This is a genomic window from Amycolatopsis nalaikhensis (assembly GCF_030264295.1).
Taxonomy (GTDB): Bacteria; Actinomycetota; Actinomycetes; order Mycobacteriales; family Pseudonocardiaceae; genus Amycolatopsis; species Amycolatopsis nalaikhensis.
Window position 1 is genome coordinate 3,186,236 of record NZ_CP127173.1, and the last position, 12,904, is coordinate 3,199,139.

A 12,904-nucleotide genomic window follows, 5' to 3' on the forward strand; every position below is an offset into this window, starting at 1 on the left:
GTATGACCACCGAAGCAGATGTGCTCCTCCGGCTCGCCGGCGAGATCGACGACCTGGGGCGTCGTCTCGCCCTGGTGGGCTCCGAACTGCGGACCGCCGGGACTGAGCAGCCGACGGCGTCGGAAGCGAAGCCGCAAGAGGCACCGGAAGCGCGGACGCAACCCGCACCGGAGGCGCAGCCAAAGCAGCAGGCAACGCAGCCGGAGCAGCAGGCGCCCCAACCGCAGCAGTCGCCGCCCCAGCCCCAGCCCGCTGGGCCGCGGCCGCACCTCGCTGGGCAGCAGCCGCCCCAGCCTGGGCCCCAGCCGCACTCCGCTGGGCAGCAGCAGCCTCACGTGGGGCCGCAGCAATCGCCCCACCCGCACGCCTGGCCCCACCCGCAACCCCAGCCCATGCCGTGGCCGAACTACGCCTGGCAGCCGCCCCAGCAGCCCTACGCCCCGCCACCTCCGCGCGAGACCCTCGGCGAGCGGCTCGGCAAGGAAGGCGCGGGCAGCCGGGTCCTGGCGTGGGTCGGCGGTGCCGTGACCCTCCTCGGCGTCGTCCTCCTCCTCGTCCTCGCCGTCCAGCGGGGCTGGCTCGGCCCGCTGCCGCGGGTGCTCGTCGGCGCCGCCTTCGGGCTGGCCCTGACCGGTACCGGTGTCTGGCTGCACCGCAAGCCCGCCGGTCGCACCGGTGCCTTCGCCCTCGCCGCCACCGGGATCGCCACCCTTTACCTCGACGCCGTCGCCGCCACCACGCTCTACGAGTTCCTGCCCGTCCTCGCCGGGCTGGCCGTGGGCCTGGCCGTCGCCGTCGGCGGGCTGCTGGTGGCCGTGCGGTGGGACTCGCCGCTGCTGGCCTCGGCCGTCGTCGTCGGCTGTGTCGTGTGCGCGCCGATCATCACCCGCGGGTTCACCCCGGAACTGGTCACCTTCCTGCTGATGGTCCAGCTCGCGACGACGCCGGTCCGGCTGCGCCGCGAGTGGTCGTCCTTGTCGCTCGCCGCCGGGATCCCGCCGCTGTTCGCCTCCGTCGTCAGCACCGCCGTGCTCGGCTCCGGGGGCAGCTGGGCGAACACCGCCGCGGCCGGGGGTGCCGGGGTCGTCGGCGTCGCCCTCGCCCTGATCGTCCTGCGCCGCCGGGAAACCGACCCCGCCGCGCTCTCCCTGCTGGCGACGGCCGTCCTGCCGACGCTCTTCGCCGCGGCCCTGCTGCCCAAGGTGCAGGCCGTGCCGATCGCGGCCGGGGCCGGGGTCGTCCTGCTCGTCGTCTGGGCCGTGCGCCGCGGGCTCGCCGGGCAGCTGGCCGGGATCGCCGGGCTGCTGGCGATCCTGCAGGCGACCGTCACCCAGTTCGACGGCGCCGCCCGTTCCGGGGTCCTGCTCGCCGAGGCGCTGCTGCTCGTCGTGGCCGCGCTGGCCGGCCGCAACCGGTTCGCGCTGGGCGCCGCGCTCGGGTTCGCCGCCATCGGCGGGTTGCTCGGCGTGGTCTTCGACGTCACGCCCGCGCTGCTGATCCTCGCTCGCCCGCGGCCGACCGCGGAACTCGTGGGCGCGCTCGCGGTCGCCGCCCTGATCCTCGCGGTGTCGGTCGCCCTGCCGTGGGCGGCGGCGCGGCTGGCGGTCTTCCGCGGGCCGTCCGACGACCTGCCGGTGTGGCTGCTCGCCGGCGTTTCCGCGCTGTACGGCGCCGCCGGCGTGGTGCTGAGCGGGTCCCTGCTGGCCATCCCGGGCCGGACCGGTTTCCTCGTCGGCCACGCGCTGATCACGGTGTCCTGGACGATCGCGGCGCTCGTGCTGCTGCTGCGCGGGATCGAGGTGGTCGGGCTCCGCGTGACCGGCCTGGTCCTGGTCGGCGCGGCCGTGCTCAAGCTCGTCCTCTTCGACCTGTCGGCGCTGGACGGCCTCGCGCGGGTCGGCGCGTTCCTCGGTGCGGGGCTGGTGCTGCTGGCCGCGGGGTCGCGGTACGCGCGGCGGGTGTCGTCCCGCTCGAGCTGAGCGGGAAGAATTGTCGGCCCCCTGTGGTTACCTGGGTCACAGACCGAAAACCCAGGGGGTACCGACGATGGCCCAACCGAAACTGGCCGACCGCGCCGCCGAGAAGATCGGCTGGCTGACCACGGTCACGCCGAAGGGGCGGCCCGCACCGCGGCCGGTGTGGTTCGTCCTCGACGGCGAAGACATCCTCGTGTTCAGCCAGCCCGGCACCGCGAAGCTCCGCCACATCGAGGCGAACGCCGAGGTCAGCTTCCACCTCAACAGCAACGAAACGGGCGGCGACGTCCTCGTCGTCAACGGCAAAGCGGTCGTCGAAGAGGGGAAAGCCTCCGAAGCGCCCGGATACCTCGACAAGTACGCGTCGGCCTACCCGGGAATCGGCTTCACGACGGAGGGTTTCGACGCCGAGTACTCCGTCCGCATCCGCGTGGTGCCCGAGCGTTCCTGGGGGTTCTGACGACCTAGAACCCGACGTCCAGGCAGGCGAGCCGGGCACCGGCCGTGCCCGCGTGACCGGGATCGGTGTGCGTGTGGGTTTCGTGGACCACCACGGACCGGGGACGTCGCGCGCCGAACGTCCAGTCCACAGTGGACCGGCCGACGCCGGTGCCCAGCCGGTCGGTGGTGAAGTCCAGCCAGATCTCGTTGCGGGGGTTCGCGTACGCGGGATCGACGGACGGCTTCACCGGGTCCGGCGCGTGCTGGAAGTGCGGCCCGGCGGCGTCCCCGGTGGCGCCGCACGGCTGGGTGTGCGCGTGGGCACCGTAGGCCCGTCCCGGGCGCAGGCCGGTGACGACGAGGGTCGTCGTCGTGCCGGCGTGCGGCGCCGAAACGCTGAACACGCGCGCCCGGGCACCGTCCGGGACGAGGTCGGGGCGGTACGTCACCGCGTGTGCGCCGGGGGCATACGCGGTGAACGTGCCGTGCGCGGTGGCGACGTCGACGGGGGACGACGCGGCGGCGATGCCGGGCGCGAAGGCGGTGCAGGCGGCCGCGAGCGCGAAGGCGGGAAGAAGGCGCATGGTCCTTCTCTAGCCAGCGCGGAAGGCGGTCGCCACGACCACCACGCGAACGAGTGAACAGTGTTCGGCGGTTTCCCGAGGGCTGGGCGCGGGTACCGTCTTCGTGTGCCCGAACACACCGGTGAAACCCGCAACGAGCAGCTGACGCGCAACGTCGGCGAGCTGCTGCAGGAGCTGCGGGTCGCGCAGGCCGGGGTGCAGATCCTCTTCGGCTTCCTGCTGTCGGTCGTGTTCACCGACCGCTTCCACGACGCCAGCGGCTTCGAGAAGTCGCTGCACCTGTCGGCCGTGGTGCTGGCCGTGGCGGCGACGGCCCTGCTGACCGCGCCCGCGGCGTGGCACCGGCTCCTGTTCCGCACGGGCAGCCGGGAGCGGATCCTGACCGTCGGCAACCGGATCGTGCTCGTCGGCCTGGTCTGCCTGGCGCTCGCGATCACGTCCACGGTGGCGCTGATCGCGAAGGTCGTCTACGGCGAGATCGCGATGGTCGTCATCGCCGTGCTGTCGGCGGCGATCTTCGGGAGCCTCTGGTTCCTCATCCCGATCCGGCTGCACCCGGACAACAACGGCGGCACTCAGCCGACGGGCCCGCCCAAGTAGAGCGTGTCCTCCTGGACGAAGCAGAGCGGGTTGCCGAACGGGTCGTCGGCGTAGAAGGAGCGTTCGCCCCAGAACTGCGTCTCGATCGAGTCGTCGATCCACCGCGGCTGTGCGGCGCGCACGCGCCGGAACGTTTCTTCGACGTCCTCGACCGCGAGGTAGACGATCCGCGGGTCCTTGCGCGGTCGCGGCTCGCGGTGTTCGGGCGGGGCTTCGACGCAGGCGAGCACGACCCCGCCGCACGGGAAGTAGTGCCGGTTGACCGAGATCCGTTCGCCGGGGTGGCCGAGGACGTGCTCGTAGAACGCGACCGCCGTCTCGATGTCGTCGACGGGCTGGATCAGCCGGAAGACCCGCGGTCCGCTCATGCCGCGAACAGTACCGCTGCGCACGCCCGTTCGGTGAAGGGGCTTGACAGCGGGTGGACAATAAAAAATCGGCGTGCGCTCCGAAATGAATAGGAGAACTCGCCGAACCTGCCATTAGTCTAACCGCTGTGAGGGGAACTTGTCAAACCAGGGGTACGACGAGGAATTGCGGGCCGAGCGTGCGTACATCGAGAAGCTGTACGCACGTCTCGACCGCGAACGCGCGCAGGCGGGGGCCCGCTATCGCGCCGCGCTCGGGGAAACCGGCATCGCGCTGGTGGAGCGCGACGCCGACGTCCGGATCCGGGCCCGGGAAACGGTCCGGCTGAACGTGGCCGACAACGGGCTCTGCTTCGGCCGGCTGGACGCCCTTTCCGGCGAACGCGGATACGTCGGCCGGATCGGTCTCTTCGACGACGAAGACGACTACGAACCCCTGTTGCTGGATTGGCGGGCGCCGGCGGCGCGGCCGTTCTACACGGCGACGGCGGCGACCCCGGAAAACATGCGCCGCCGTCGCCAGTTCCACACGATGGGCCGTCGCGTCATCGATTTCACGGACGAGGTGCTCGGCCGTCCAGGCGACGACGAACGCGGGGATGCGGCGTTGCTCGCGGCCGTCAACGCGCCGCGCGGCGAGGGGATGCGCGACATCGTCGCGACGATCCAGGCCGAGCAGGACGAGATCATCCGGCTCGGCCACGCGGGAGTGCTGGTGGTCGAAGGCGGGCCCGGCACCGGCAAGACGGCCGTGGCGCTGCACCGGGTCGCGTACCTGCTCTACACCCAGCGCGAACGGATGTCCCGCAGCGGCGTGCTGGTGGTCGGGCCGAGCCCGCTGTTCCTCGAGCACATCGGCCGCGTGCTGCCGTCGCTCGGCGAGTCGGACGTCGTCTTCCTGACGCCCGGCGGGCTCGTGCCCGGCTTGCGCGTCACGGCCGAGGACACGCCCGAAGTGGCGCAGCTCAAGGGGTCGCTGAAGATCCTCGACGTCCTCGCGGCCGCGGTCGCCGACCGGCAGAAGGTGCCGGAGGAGCCGGTGCCGGTCGAGCTGGCCGACGTCACCGTGGCCCTCGACGCCGGGATCGCGGGCGAGGCCCGGCTCGAAGCGCGGCGGAGCGGGTTGCCGCACAACGAGGCCCGCCCGGTGTTCCGCGAGCACGTCATGACGATCATCGCCGAGCGCGCCGTGGCGATGATCGGCGAAGGCTGGCTGACCCCCGAGGACCGCGGTGCGTGGGCCGACCTGCGCGCCGACGTCCTCGAGGAGCTGGCCGAGCACGAAGAGCTCGCCGCCGCGCTCGACGGCCTGTGGCCGGAGCTGACCCCGGAAACGCTGCTGGCGCCGCTGTACATGTCGCCGAGGCGCCTGGAGGCCGCGGGCGCCGACCCGGCGCTGTTCCGCGTGGACGGCGCGGCCTGGACCGTGTCCGACGTGCCGCTGCTCGACGAGCTGGCCGGCCTGCTCGGCCGGGACGACTCCGCCGAACGGGCCACCGCGCGGCGGCGGGCGGCGGAGGACGCCGAGTACGCGGCCGGGGTCATGGACGTGATGAAGCTCGACCGCGAGGAGATGGACGAGGACATCATGCTGGCGGCCGAAAACCTCATCTACGCCGAGGACCTGGCCGGGCGGTTCGCCGAGCGCGACACGCGTGACCTCGCCGACCGCGCGGCCGCCGACCGGGACTGGACCTACGGCCACGTCGTCGTCGACGAGGCGCAGGAACTGTCCGAAATGGACTGGCGGGTGCTGATGCGGCGCTGCCCCAGCCGGTCGTTCACGATCGTCGGCGACCTGGCGCAGCGGCGCTCGGCGGCCGGGGCGCGGTCGTGGGGTTCGGTGCTGGCGCCCTACGTCGCCGACCGGTGGGTCTACCGGGAGCTGACGGTCAACTACCGGACACCGGCCGAGATCATGCTCGTCGCCGGCGCCCTGCTCGCGCGCTTCGCGCCGGACGCGCGGCGGCCGGAATCCGTGCGCGCGTGCGGTGTCCGGCCGTGGTCCAGACGAGTTGCGGACGGCGAATTGCAAGACGCCATCGCCGAGTTCGTCCGCGACGAAGCCGGGCGCGAGGGCACCAGCGCCGTGATCGGCCCGGCGGACGTGCCGGGCGCGATCCCGCCGTCGGCGGCCAAGGGCCTGGAGTTCGACGCCGTGCTCGTCGTGGCGCCGGAGCGGATCCTGGCCGAGGGCCCGCGTGGCGCGGCGGAGTTGTACGTCGCGCTCACGCGCGCCACGCAGCGGCTCGGGGTGCTGCACCGGGAACCGCTGCCGCCGGAGCTGTCCGGGCTGGCCGAGGCCGGGGTGCCGGTCCGGGCCGGGCATCGGCGGTTCCTGTAGCCGGGCGGGGGTGGCGGGCGGGGTCTCGGCCCGTCATCCCCTACGCCGTGAGCCGGCCCAGGCGTAGTTCTGCTTGGCCAGCTTCAGGTACACGAACAGCTCCGTACCCGAGACGCCGTCGATCTTGCGGATCTCTTCGCCGAGGACCTCGAGCATGTGGTCGTCGTCCCGGCAGACCAGCTCGGCCAGCAGGTCGTAGCGCCCGGCGCACAACACGACGTAGTGCACGTTCGGCAGTTCGGACAGCCGGTCCGCGACCTCGCGGGGATCGGCGCCGTCGACGCTGATCCCCACCATGGCCTGCCGCGTCAGATCGACGTTGGCGGGGTCGGTCACCGCGACGATCTGCATCAGGTCGTCGCGCAGCAACCGCTGGACACGCTGCCGGACGGCTCCCTCCGAGAGCCCGACCGCCTTGGCGAGCGCGGTGAACGACGCGCGGCCGTCCTGCTGGAGCAGAGCGATCAGTGCTCTGTCCGTGTTGTCCAGCGCGCGCGCCCGTGTTTCGTCACCCATGCCGTCCCTCCCTGTGTTTCGGCATGTGATTTGTCAAGTGCGCAGCGTATCGAGCGTGGGCGAGAAAGCGAGACCCCCGCGCCAGCTTCACGTGATCCGGTGTGCGGATCACGATCTGCCGAGGAATCGGTGGCGGGGGAGGAAAATCACGCTGCATTCCGAGGCGCCTCGGGGAGCTCTCGGCGCACCGGGTGGCCTGAACCAGCCGGCGGGGTGGTCCGGTGGCGCCGGACCGGCCCGCTCCGGCGTTCGTGACACCGTCTACATCGGACTTGCCCGGCCCTGGTTCACGGCGTCAGCCCAGGTCGCGGCGGTTGAGGTCCTCCTCGGTCTCTCGGCGCACCAGCAGCGTCGCGACACCGTTCTTGACCCCGACCAGCGGCGGACGCCCGACCTGGTTGTAGTTCGAGGCCAGCGAATGGTGGTACGCGCCGGTGCACGGGACGGCCAGCAGATCACCGGCGTGCAGGTCACCGGGCAGGCCGAGGCCGTCGGCGAGGACGTCACCGGCTTCGCAGTGCCGTCCGACGACCGTCATCGGGACGCGCTTCGCGGTCGACCGCCGTCCGACCAGGCGCGTCGTGTAGCGCGCGCCGTAGAGCGACGGGCGCGCGTTGTCGCTCATGCCGCCGTCGACGGCGACGAACGTGCGGCTGCCGCGCTTGACCGCGCACACGCGGTACACCGTGATCCCGGCCGGTCCGACGATCGCCCGGCCCGGCTCGATCGTCAAGCGGGGCAACGGGAAGCCGTGGCTGGAGCATTCGTAGGCGAGCGCCACCCGCAGCCGCCGCGAGTAGCCGCCGAGGTCGAACGCGGGCTCGCCGCCGACGTAGGGCACCGCGTGCCCGCCGCCGAGGTCGAGCTCCCGCAGCGTGACGCCGTGGGTGTCGCGGATCCGGACGAGCACCTCGGCCATCCGCCGCGCGGCCGCCTCGTACCGGTGCACGCCGGAGACCTGCGAGCCGATGTGGCAGTGCAGGCCTGCGAGCCGCAGCCCGGGCTGACCGAGGACGGCCCGCACGGCGGCGTCGACGTTGTCCGGAATGCCGTCGAGCAGCGAAAAGCCGAACTTCTGGCCTTCGGTGCCGGTGCTGATGGCCGCGTGCGCCCCGGCCGCGACGCCCGGCGTCACGCGGATCATCACCTGCTGCGCGCCGTGGGCGAGCGCGCCGAGCTGCTCGATCTCGTCGAGCGAGTCGACCACGATCCGCCGGACGCCGTACTCGAGCGCGGCCTTCAGGTCTTCGGGCGTCTTCGCGTTGCCATGCAGCAACATGCGCTCCGCAGGGAAGCCGACTCCGCGCGCGACGGCGATCTCGCCCGCGGAGCACGTGTCGAGCGACAACCCCTCTTCGGCGACCCAACGCAGCACAGACCGCGTACACAGCGCCTTGCTCGCGTACGCGACTTCGACGTCCGGCAGCGCTTCGCGGTACTCGCGGGCGGTGTCGCGGACCTGCTGCTCGTCGATGAAGTACGACGGCGTCCCGAAGCGGGCGGCGAGGTGGCTGACGCGCGCGCCGGCGAAGAGCAGTTCGCCGTCTTCGCCGAGTCGGGTGCTTCGCGGCCAGACTCCTGGCTCGAGGTGATCGGCGGCTTCGCAGCCAAGGCTGGGAAGAAGCTCGCTGAGCGTCACGGGTGCCTCCGGGCATCACGGCGGATCGGACCCGGCCAGCACACCGCCGTCCCGCCCGCCGCGCGTCCCCCGTGAATGCGGTCCTGACGGCCTCGCGGTGCTCGCTTACCCGTTCTTAACGCGTGAGTAACTTCGACCACACCCCGGTTGACCTGCGGAGAGCTGAATTTCCGCGGCGGACGCCGTCACACCGGGCATGGTTACCGACACGATGGACGAGACCGAGTTCGCCGAACTGACCGAGCGGCACCGGCGGGAGCTGCGCGGGCACTGCTACCGGTTCCTGGGGTCCCTCGACGAGGCCGAGGACCTGGTGCAGGAGACGTTCCTGCGCGCGTGGCGCGGCCGCGACCAGTACGCCGGCCGCGCGAGCGTGCGCGCCTGGCTGTACAAGATCGCGACCAACGCGTGTCTCGACTTCCTGGACCGCACGCCGCGGGTTGTGCCGACGCCGGCCTTGCCGGTCGCGGTGGACTCGCACCTGGCGCCCCGCCCCGCGGCCGCCGTCCCGTGGCTGCAGCCCAGCCCGGACGACCTCCTCGACGCGGCCATCGCCCGCGAGACGGTCGAGCTGACGTTCCTCGCGGCCCTCCAGTACCTCTCGCCGCGGCAACGCGCGGTGCTCATCCTTCGCGACGTCGTCGGCTGGACGGCGAAGGAGACCGCGACCGCGTTGTCGACAACCCCGGCTTCGGTGAACAGCTCGCTTCAGCGCGCGCGAACCGAGTTGAAGGAGCAGTTGCCTTCGCGACGTACGGAGTGGCGCGTCGAGTCGAGCGGCGAAGAGCGCGCGGTCGTCTCGCGCTACATCGACGCGATCACGGCGGCGGACGACACCGCCATCGCCGCGGTGCTGCGCGAAGACGTCCGCTGCAGCCACCAGCCGGGCGCCGGCGGCCACCCCGGCCCGGAGCCGACCTGGTACGGCGGGCTCGCGACGGTCCTCGAAGGCTGGGCGCCGGTCCTGCACGGGGACGTCTCGATGGAGCTGCACATGGTGCCGACGCGCGCGAACGGCGGTCCAGCCGTCGCGACGTACGTGCGTCACGACGGCCGGTTCCACGCCTTCGGCCTCAACACCCTGCTGATCGCCGACGGCCGGGTGGCCGAGGTGACCACGTTCGTCCCGGCCGTTTTCGAGAGGTTCGGCCTGCCGATGACGCTCTAGGACAGGCCCCACGACGAGAGGAGCCCGAAGAGCCGCTCCCGTTCGGCCGCCGTCAGCAACCGGCTCGGCGGCCGGACGTCCGGGCGGCACAGGCCGAGCTGGCCGAGCGCGTCCTTGACCACGCTGACGTTGTTGGCGTTCCCGTTGGCGGCGCGGAGCTCTTCGAACGGCCGGATCCGCTCCCACACGGCCATCGCCGCCGGGTAGTCCCCTGTGGACAGTGCGCGGAACATCTCCAGCGAGATCGCCGGGTCGACGTTGACCAGCCCGGACGTGAAGCCGGTCGCCCCGACGGCGAAGTAGCCGGGCGCCGAGAGCTCCGCCAGCCCGGCGATCCAGACGAAGCGGTCGAAACCCGCGTCCCGCGCGACCGAGCCGAACCGCACGGGGTCCGGCACCGCGTACTTCACGCCGATGACGTTCGGCGCCGCGTCGCCGAGCGCGCGCAGCTGTTCGCCGGCGATCGCGGGGTTGCGGACGTAGAGCACGACGCCGAGTTCGGGCACCGCGGCGGCGATCGTGGCGTGGTAGTCGACCCAGCCGTCGCCGGAGATGTACGGGTGGACGGGCTGGTGGAGCATGATCATGTCGGCCCCGGCGTCCCGCGCGTGCTCAGCGGCCCGCGTCGCCGAAGCGACGTCGTGCCCGATCCCGGCGAGCACACTGGCCCGCCCGGCTACGGCTTCGACGGTCACCTCGAGGCACTGCCGCGCCTCACCCGCGTCCAGCGCGTAGAACTCGCCGGTGTTGCCGTTCGGCGTCACGACCTCGATGCCGCCGGTGATCAGCCGGTCGACCAGCTTCGCGTACGTCTGGCCGTCGACGGCACCCTCGGCGTCGAACGGCGTGACCGGGATGGCCACCACACCGGAAAGCCGTCGCCGCTGCTGCTCGAACGTCACTGGCATGTCCGATCTGATATACGATGCGACATACAACATTATCACGGACCCAGGGAGCAGCCATGCAGCGTCGCACCGGCCTCCGATTCCGACGAGTGTTGCTGGCGGCGAGCCTCGCCGCCGGTTTGGTCGCGTGTGGAGCCCCCGGCGCTCCCGGCGGCGACGGCGGTCAGGCGGCGGATCCCCAGGCCGTGCCGGACAAGCCGAGCAAGCCGGTCGAGCTGAACATCCTCGACATCGCGGGCAACCTGCAGCTCACCAAGCAGATGATCGAGAACTTCAAGGCCGCGCACCCGGAAGTGCTCGCGAAGGTCACCTACTCGACGGCGCCCGCCCCCAGCATGGCGGGCAAGTTGAAGGCGGAGCAGGATGGCGGCGTCGCCCAGACGCACCTGGTCCTCAGTGGAACGGACGGCCTTTCCGCGGGCATCGCGAACGGCACGCTCACGAAGATCCTGCCGGACTTCTCGAGCCGCTTCCCGAACCTGATGCAGAACTACCTCGAGCCCGCGGCCAAGATGCAAGAGCTGGCGAACGGCTACGGCATCGAGGTCGTCTACTACCCGTCCGGCCCGCTGCTGGAGTTCAACCCGGCGGCCGTCCCGGCGGCGCCCGCGTCCCCGCAGGAGCTGCTCGACTGGGCCAAGGCGCACCCGGAGAAGTTCCAGTATGCGCAGCCGGCCAACTCCGGCCCAGGCCGGACGTTCCTGATGGGCCTGCCGTACCTGCTGGGCGACAAGGACCCGAAGGACCCGGACAAGGGCTGGGACAAGACCTGGACGTTCCTGCAGGAGCTGGGCAAGTACGTGAAGTACTACCCCTCCGGCACCACGGAGACGATGAAGAACCTCGCGTCCGGGTCGGTGGACATGATCATGTCGACGACCGGCTGGGACATCAACCCGCGCAAGCTCGGCACGGTGCCCAACACGGTGAAGACGGCGATCATGCAGCCGATGCACTGGGTCACCGACGCCCAGTACGCCCTGATCCCGAAGGGTCTCTCGCCCGACCAGGAGTCGGCGATCCTCCAGCTGGTCGCGTGGATGCTCAAACCGGACCAGCAGGCGATCGCCTACGACGACGGCTACTTCTACCCCGGCCCGGCGGTCAAGGACGTCACCCTGCGGATGGCGCCGCAGAAGAGCCAGGACACGATCAAGCAGTTCGGGCGCCCGGAGTACGAGCAGTGGATCGCCCAGTACCCCAAGGAGACGTCCCTGCCCGCCGAGCAGCAGGTGAAGGCGTTCGACAAGTGGAACCAGCTGGTCGGCGGCTCGAAGGTCGGCAAGAAGTGACGTTCGAGCAGCTGCGCCTGGACGCGGTGTCCCGCAGCTTCGGCACCGCGAACGCACTGAGCGGCCTCGACCTCGCCATCGCCCGCGGCGAGTTCGTGGCCCTGCTCGGCCCGTCCGGTTGCGGCAAGTCGACGGCGCTCAACTGCCTGGCCGGCCTGCTCCCGCTGACCGGCGGCAGCATCTGGCTCGACGACACCCGCATCGACGGCCGCCCGCCCGAGCAGCGCGGGTTCGGGATGGTCTTCCAGAACTACGCGCTGTTCCCGCACATGTCCGTCCGGGCGAACGTCGGATTCGGCCTCCGGATGCGCAAGGTCGCCCGAGCCGAGGCTCGCCGACGAGTCGACGAAGCCCTCCGCCTGGTCCAGCTCACCGACCACGCGGCGAAGTTCCCCGCGCAGCTGTCCGGCGGCCAGCAGCAGCGCGTCGCGATCGCCCGCGCGGTCGTGCTGGAGCCGTCGGTGGTCCTCATGGACGAGCCGCTGTCCAACCTGGACGCCAAGCTCCGACTGGAGATGCGGATGGAGATCCGCCGCCTCCACCAGAAGCTCGGCCTGACGACGGTGTACGTCACCCACGACCAGGAGGAGGCCCTCTCGCTGGCCGACCGCCTGGTGGTGCTGCGCGACGGCGCGGTCCAGCAGATCGGCACCCCGGAGGAGGTGTACGCCCAGCCGGTGAACAGCTACGTCGCGTCGTTCATGGGCTACCGCAACCTCCTCGACGTCACGATCACCGGCACGGCGGCCTCCTCGGCCACCGTTCAAGGCGACGGCCTCCGCCTGACGGGAGCGAACCGCGGCTCGCTCACGGAGGGCTCGGCCAAGGTGGCGATCCGCCCGGAGGACTTCGTGGTCGGCGACGGCGCGGAGAACGCCCTCGACGTGACGGTCGAGATCGTCGAGTACCACGGCCGCGAGCTGTCGGTCTCGGCCCGGCTGGCGAGTGGCGTGCCGGTGTACTTCCGGACCGACAAGCGCCTCGCCCCCGGCGACACCGTGAAGATCGGCGTCCCGGCCGAGCGGGTCCTGGTGTTCGCGCCGTGAGCGCCCCGGGGCTTGTGTCGGC

General features: G+C 71.7%; 12 protein-coding genes. 7 read left to right on the forward strand and 5 right to left on the reverse strand.

Annotation, left to right across the window (positions count from 1 at the left end):
• Positions 1 to 2 precede the first annotated feature (2 nt).
• Both QP939_RS15770 and QP939_RS15775 read left to right on the forward strand, forming a co-directional pair.
• Positions 3 to 1,979 (forward strand): DUF2339 domain-containing protein, encoded by a 1,977-nt coding sequence (locus QP939_RS15770; protein WP_285457526.1) that lies wholly within the window; start codon positions 3 to 5, stop codon positions 1,977 to 1,979.
• A gap of 67 nt (positions 1,980 to 2,046) precedes the next feature.
• A complete protein-coding gene (locus tag QP939_RS15775) occupies positions 2,047 to 2,436 on the forward strand; it encodes a TIGR03667 family PPOX class F420-dependent oxidoreductase (protein WP_285457527.1) in 390 nt (129 codons plus the stop codon).
• A 4-nt stretch (positions 2,437 to 2,440) separates the two neighbouring features.
• Here the strand turns inward: QP939_RS15775 and QP939_RS15780 are convergent, their stop codons facing one another.
• The gene (locus QP939_RS15780; protein ID WP_285457528.1) at positions 2,441 to 3,001 is read right to left on the reverse strand and encodes a superoxide dismutase; all 561 of its coding nucleotides are present in this window, start codon (positions 2,999 to 3,001) and stop codon (positions 2,441 to 2,443) included.
• Between the two features lie 105 nt (positions 3,002 to 3,106).
• Between QP939_RS15780 and QP939_RS15785 the strand changes: the two genes are divergently transcribed.
• Positions 3,107 to 3,601 carry a DUF6328 family protein gene (locus tag QP939_RS15785; protein WP_285457529.1) on the forward strand — a complete coding sequence of 165 codons (495 nt, stop codon included), beginning with the start codon at positions 3,107 to 3,109 and terminating at the stop codon, positions 3,599 to 3,601.
• Here QP939_RS15785 and QP939_RS15790 read toward each other — a convergent pair.
• The gene (locus QP939_RS15790) at positions 3,577 to 3,969 is read right to left on the reverse strand and encodes a VOC family protein (RefSeq protein ID WP_285457530.1); all 393 of its coding nucleotides are present in this window, start codon (positions 3,967 to 3,969) and stop codon (positions 3,577 to 3,579) included. The two genes, QP939_RS15785 and QP939_RS15790, sit on opposite strands and share 25 nt — an antisense overlap.
• Before the next feature lie 139 nt (positions 3,970 to 4,108).
• On the opposite strand from QP939_RS15790, the gene helR reads away from it, so the two are divergent.
• The gene (helR, locus tag QP939_RS15795; protein WP_285457531.1) at positions 4,109 to 6,313 is read left to right on the forward strand and encodes an RNA polymerase recycling motor ATPase HelR; all 2,205 of its coding nucleotides are present in this window, start codon (positions 4,109 to 4,111) and stop codon (positions 6,311 to 6,313) included.
• Positions 6,314 to 6,346: 33 nt separating this feature from the next.
• On the opposite strand, the gene QP939_RS15800 is transcribed toward helR, so the two are convergent.
• A complete protein-coding gene (locus QP939_RS15800) occupies positions 6,347 to 6,829 on the reverse strand; it encodes an Lrp/AsnC family transcriptional regulator (protein ID WP_285457532.1) in 483 nt (160 codons plus the stop codon).
• Positions 6,830 to 7,124: 295 nt separating this feature from the next.
• On the reverse strand, positions 7,125 to 8,468 hold the full coding sequence (gene lysA, locus QP939_RS15805; RefSeq protein WP_285457533.1) for a diaminopimelate decarboxylase: 1,344 nt from the start codon (positions 8,466 to 8,468) through the stop codon (positions 7,125 to 7,127).
• 196 nt (positions 8,469 to 8,664) lie between these two features.
• On the opposite strand from lysA, the gene QP939_RS15810 reads away from it, so the two are divergent.
• Positions 8,665 to 9,636 (forward strand): RNA polymerase subunit sigma-70, encoded by a 972-nt coding sequence (locus QP939_RS15810; RefSeq protein ID WP_285457534.1) that lies wholly within the window; start codon positions 8,665 to 8,667, stop codon positions 9,634 to 9,636.
• On the opposite strand, the gene QP939_RS15815 is transcribed toward QP939_RS15810, so the two are convergent.
• On the reverse strand, positions 9,633 to 10,538 hold the full coding sequence (locus QP939_RS15815) for a dihydrodipicolinate synthase family protein (RefSeq protein WP_285459761.1): 906 nt from the start codon (positions 10,536 to 10,538) through the stop codon (positions 9,633 to 9,635). The two genes, QP939_RS15810 and QP939_RS15815, sit on opposite strands and share 4 nt — an antisense overlap.
• Before the next feature lie 62 nt (positions 10,539 to 10,600).
• On the opposite strand from QP939_RS15815, the gene QP939_RS15820 reads away from it, so the two are divergent.
• A complete protein-coding gene (locus tag QP939_RS15820; protein WP_285457535.1) occupies positions 10,601 to 11,836 on the forward strand; it encodes an extracellular solute-binding protein in 1,236 nt (411 codons plus the stop codon).
• Positions 11,833 to 12,882: an ABC transporter ATP-binding protein gene (locus tag QP939_RS15825; protein WP_285457536.1), complete on the forward strand. Its 1,050-nt coding sequence runs from the start codon at positions 11,833 to 11,835 to the stop codon at positions 12,880 to 12,882. Before QP939_RS15820 ends, QP939_RS15825 begins: the two co-directional genes overlap by 4 nt.
• Positions 12,883 to 12,904: the final 22 nt, after the last annotated feature.

What these genes read in the sequence shown, in the direction of transcription:
- QP939_RS15800 (WP_285457532.1), bottom strand. Translation starts at nt 6,829, where the DNA reads ATGGGTGACGAAACACGGGCGCGCGCGCTGGACAACACGGACAGAGCA.
- QP939_RS15790 (WP_285457530.1), bottom strand. Translation starts at nt 3,969, where the DNA reads ATGAGCGGACCGCGGGTCTTCCGGCTGATCCAGCCCGTCGACGACATC.
- QP939_RS15770 (WP_285457526.1), top strand. Translation starts at nt 3, where the DNA reads ATGACCACCGAAGCAGATGTGCTCCTCCGGCTCGCCGGCGAGATCGAC.
- QP939_RS15810 (WP_285457534.1), top strand. Translation starts at nt 8,665, where the DNA reads ATGGTTACCGACACGATGGACGAGACCGAGTTCGCCGAACTGACCGAG.
- QP939_RS15780 (WP_285457528.1), bottom strand. Translation starts at nt 3,001, where the DNA reads ATGCGCCTTCTTCCCGCCTTCGCGCTCGCGGCCGCCTGCACCGCCTTC.
- QP939_RS15820 (WP_285457535.1), top strand. Translation starts at nt 10,601, where the DNA reads ATGCAGCGTCGCACCGGCCTCCGATTCCGACGAGTGTTGCTGGCGGCG.
- QP939_RS15775 (WP_285457527.1), top strand. Translation starts at nt 2,047, where the DNA reads ATGGCCCAACCGAAACTGGCCGACCGCGCCGCCGAGAAGATCGGCTGG.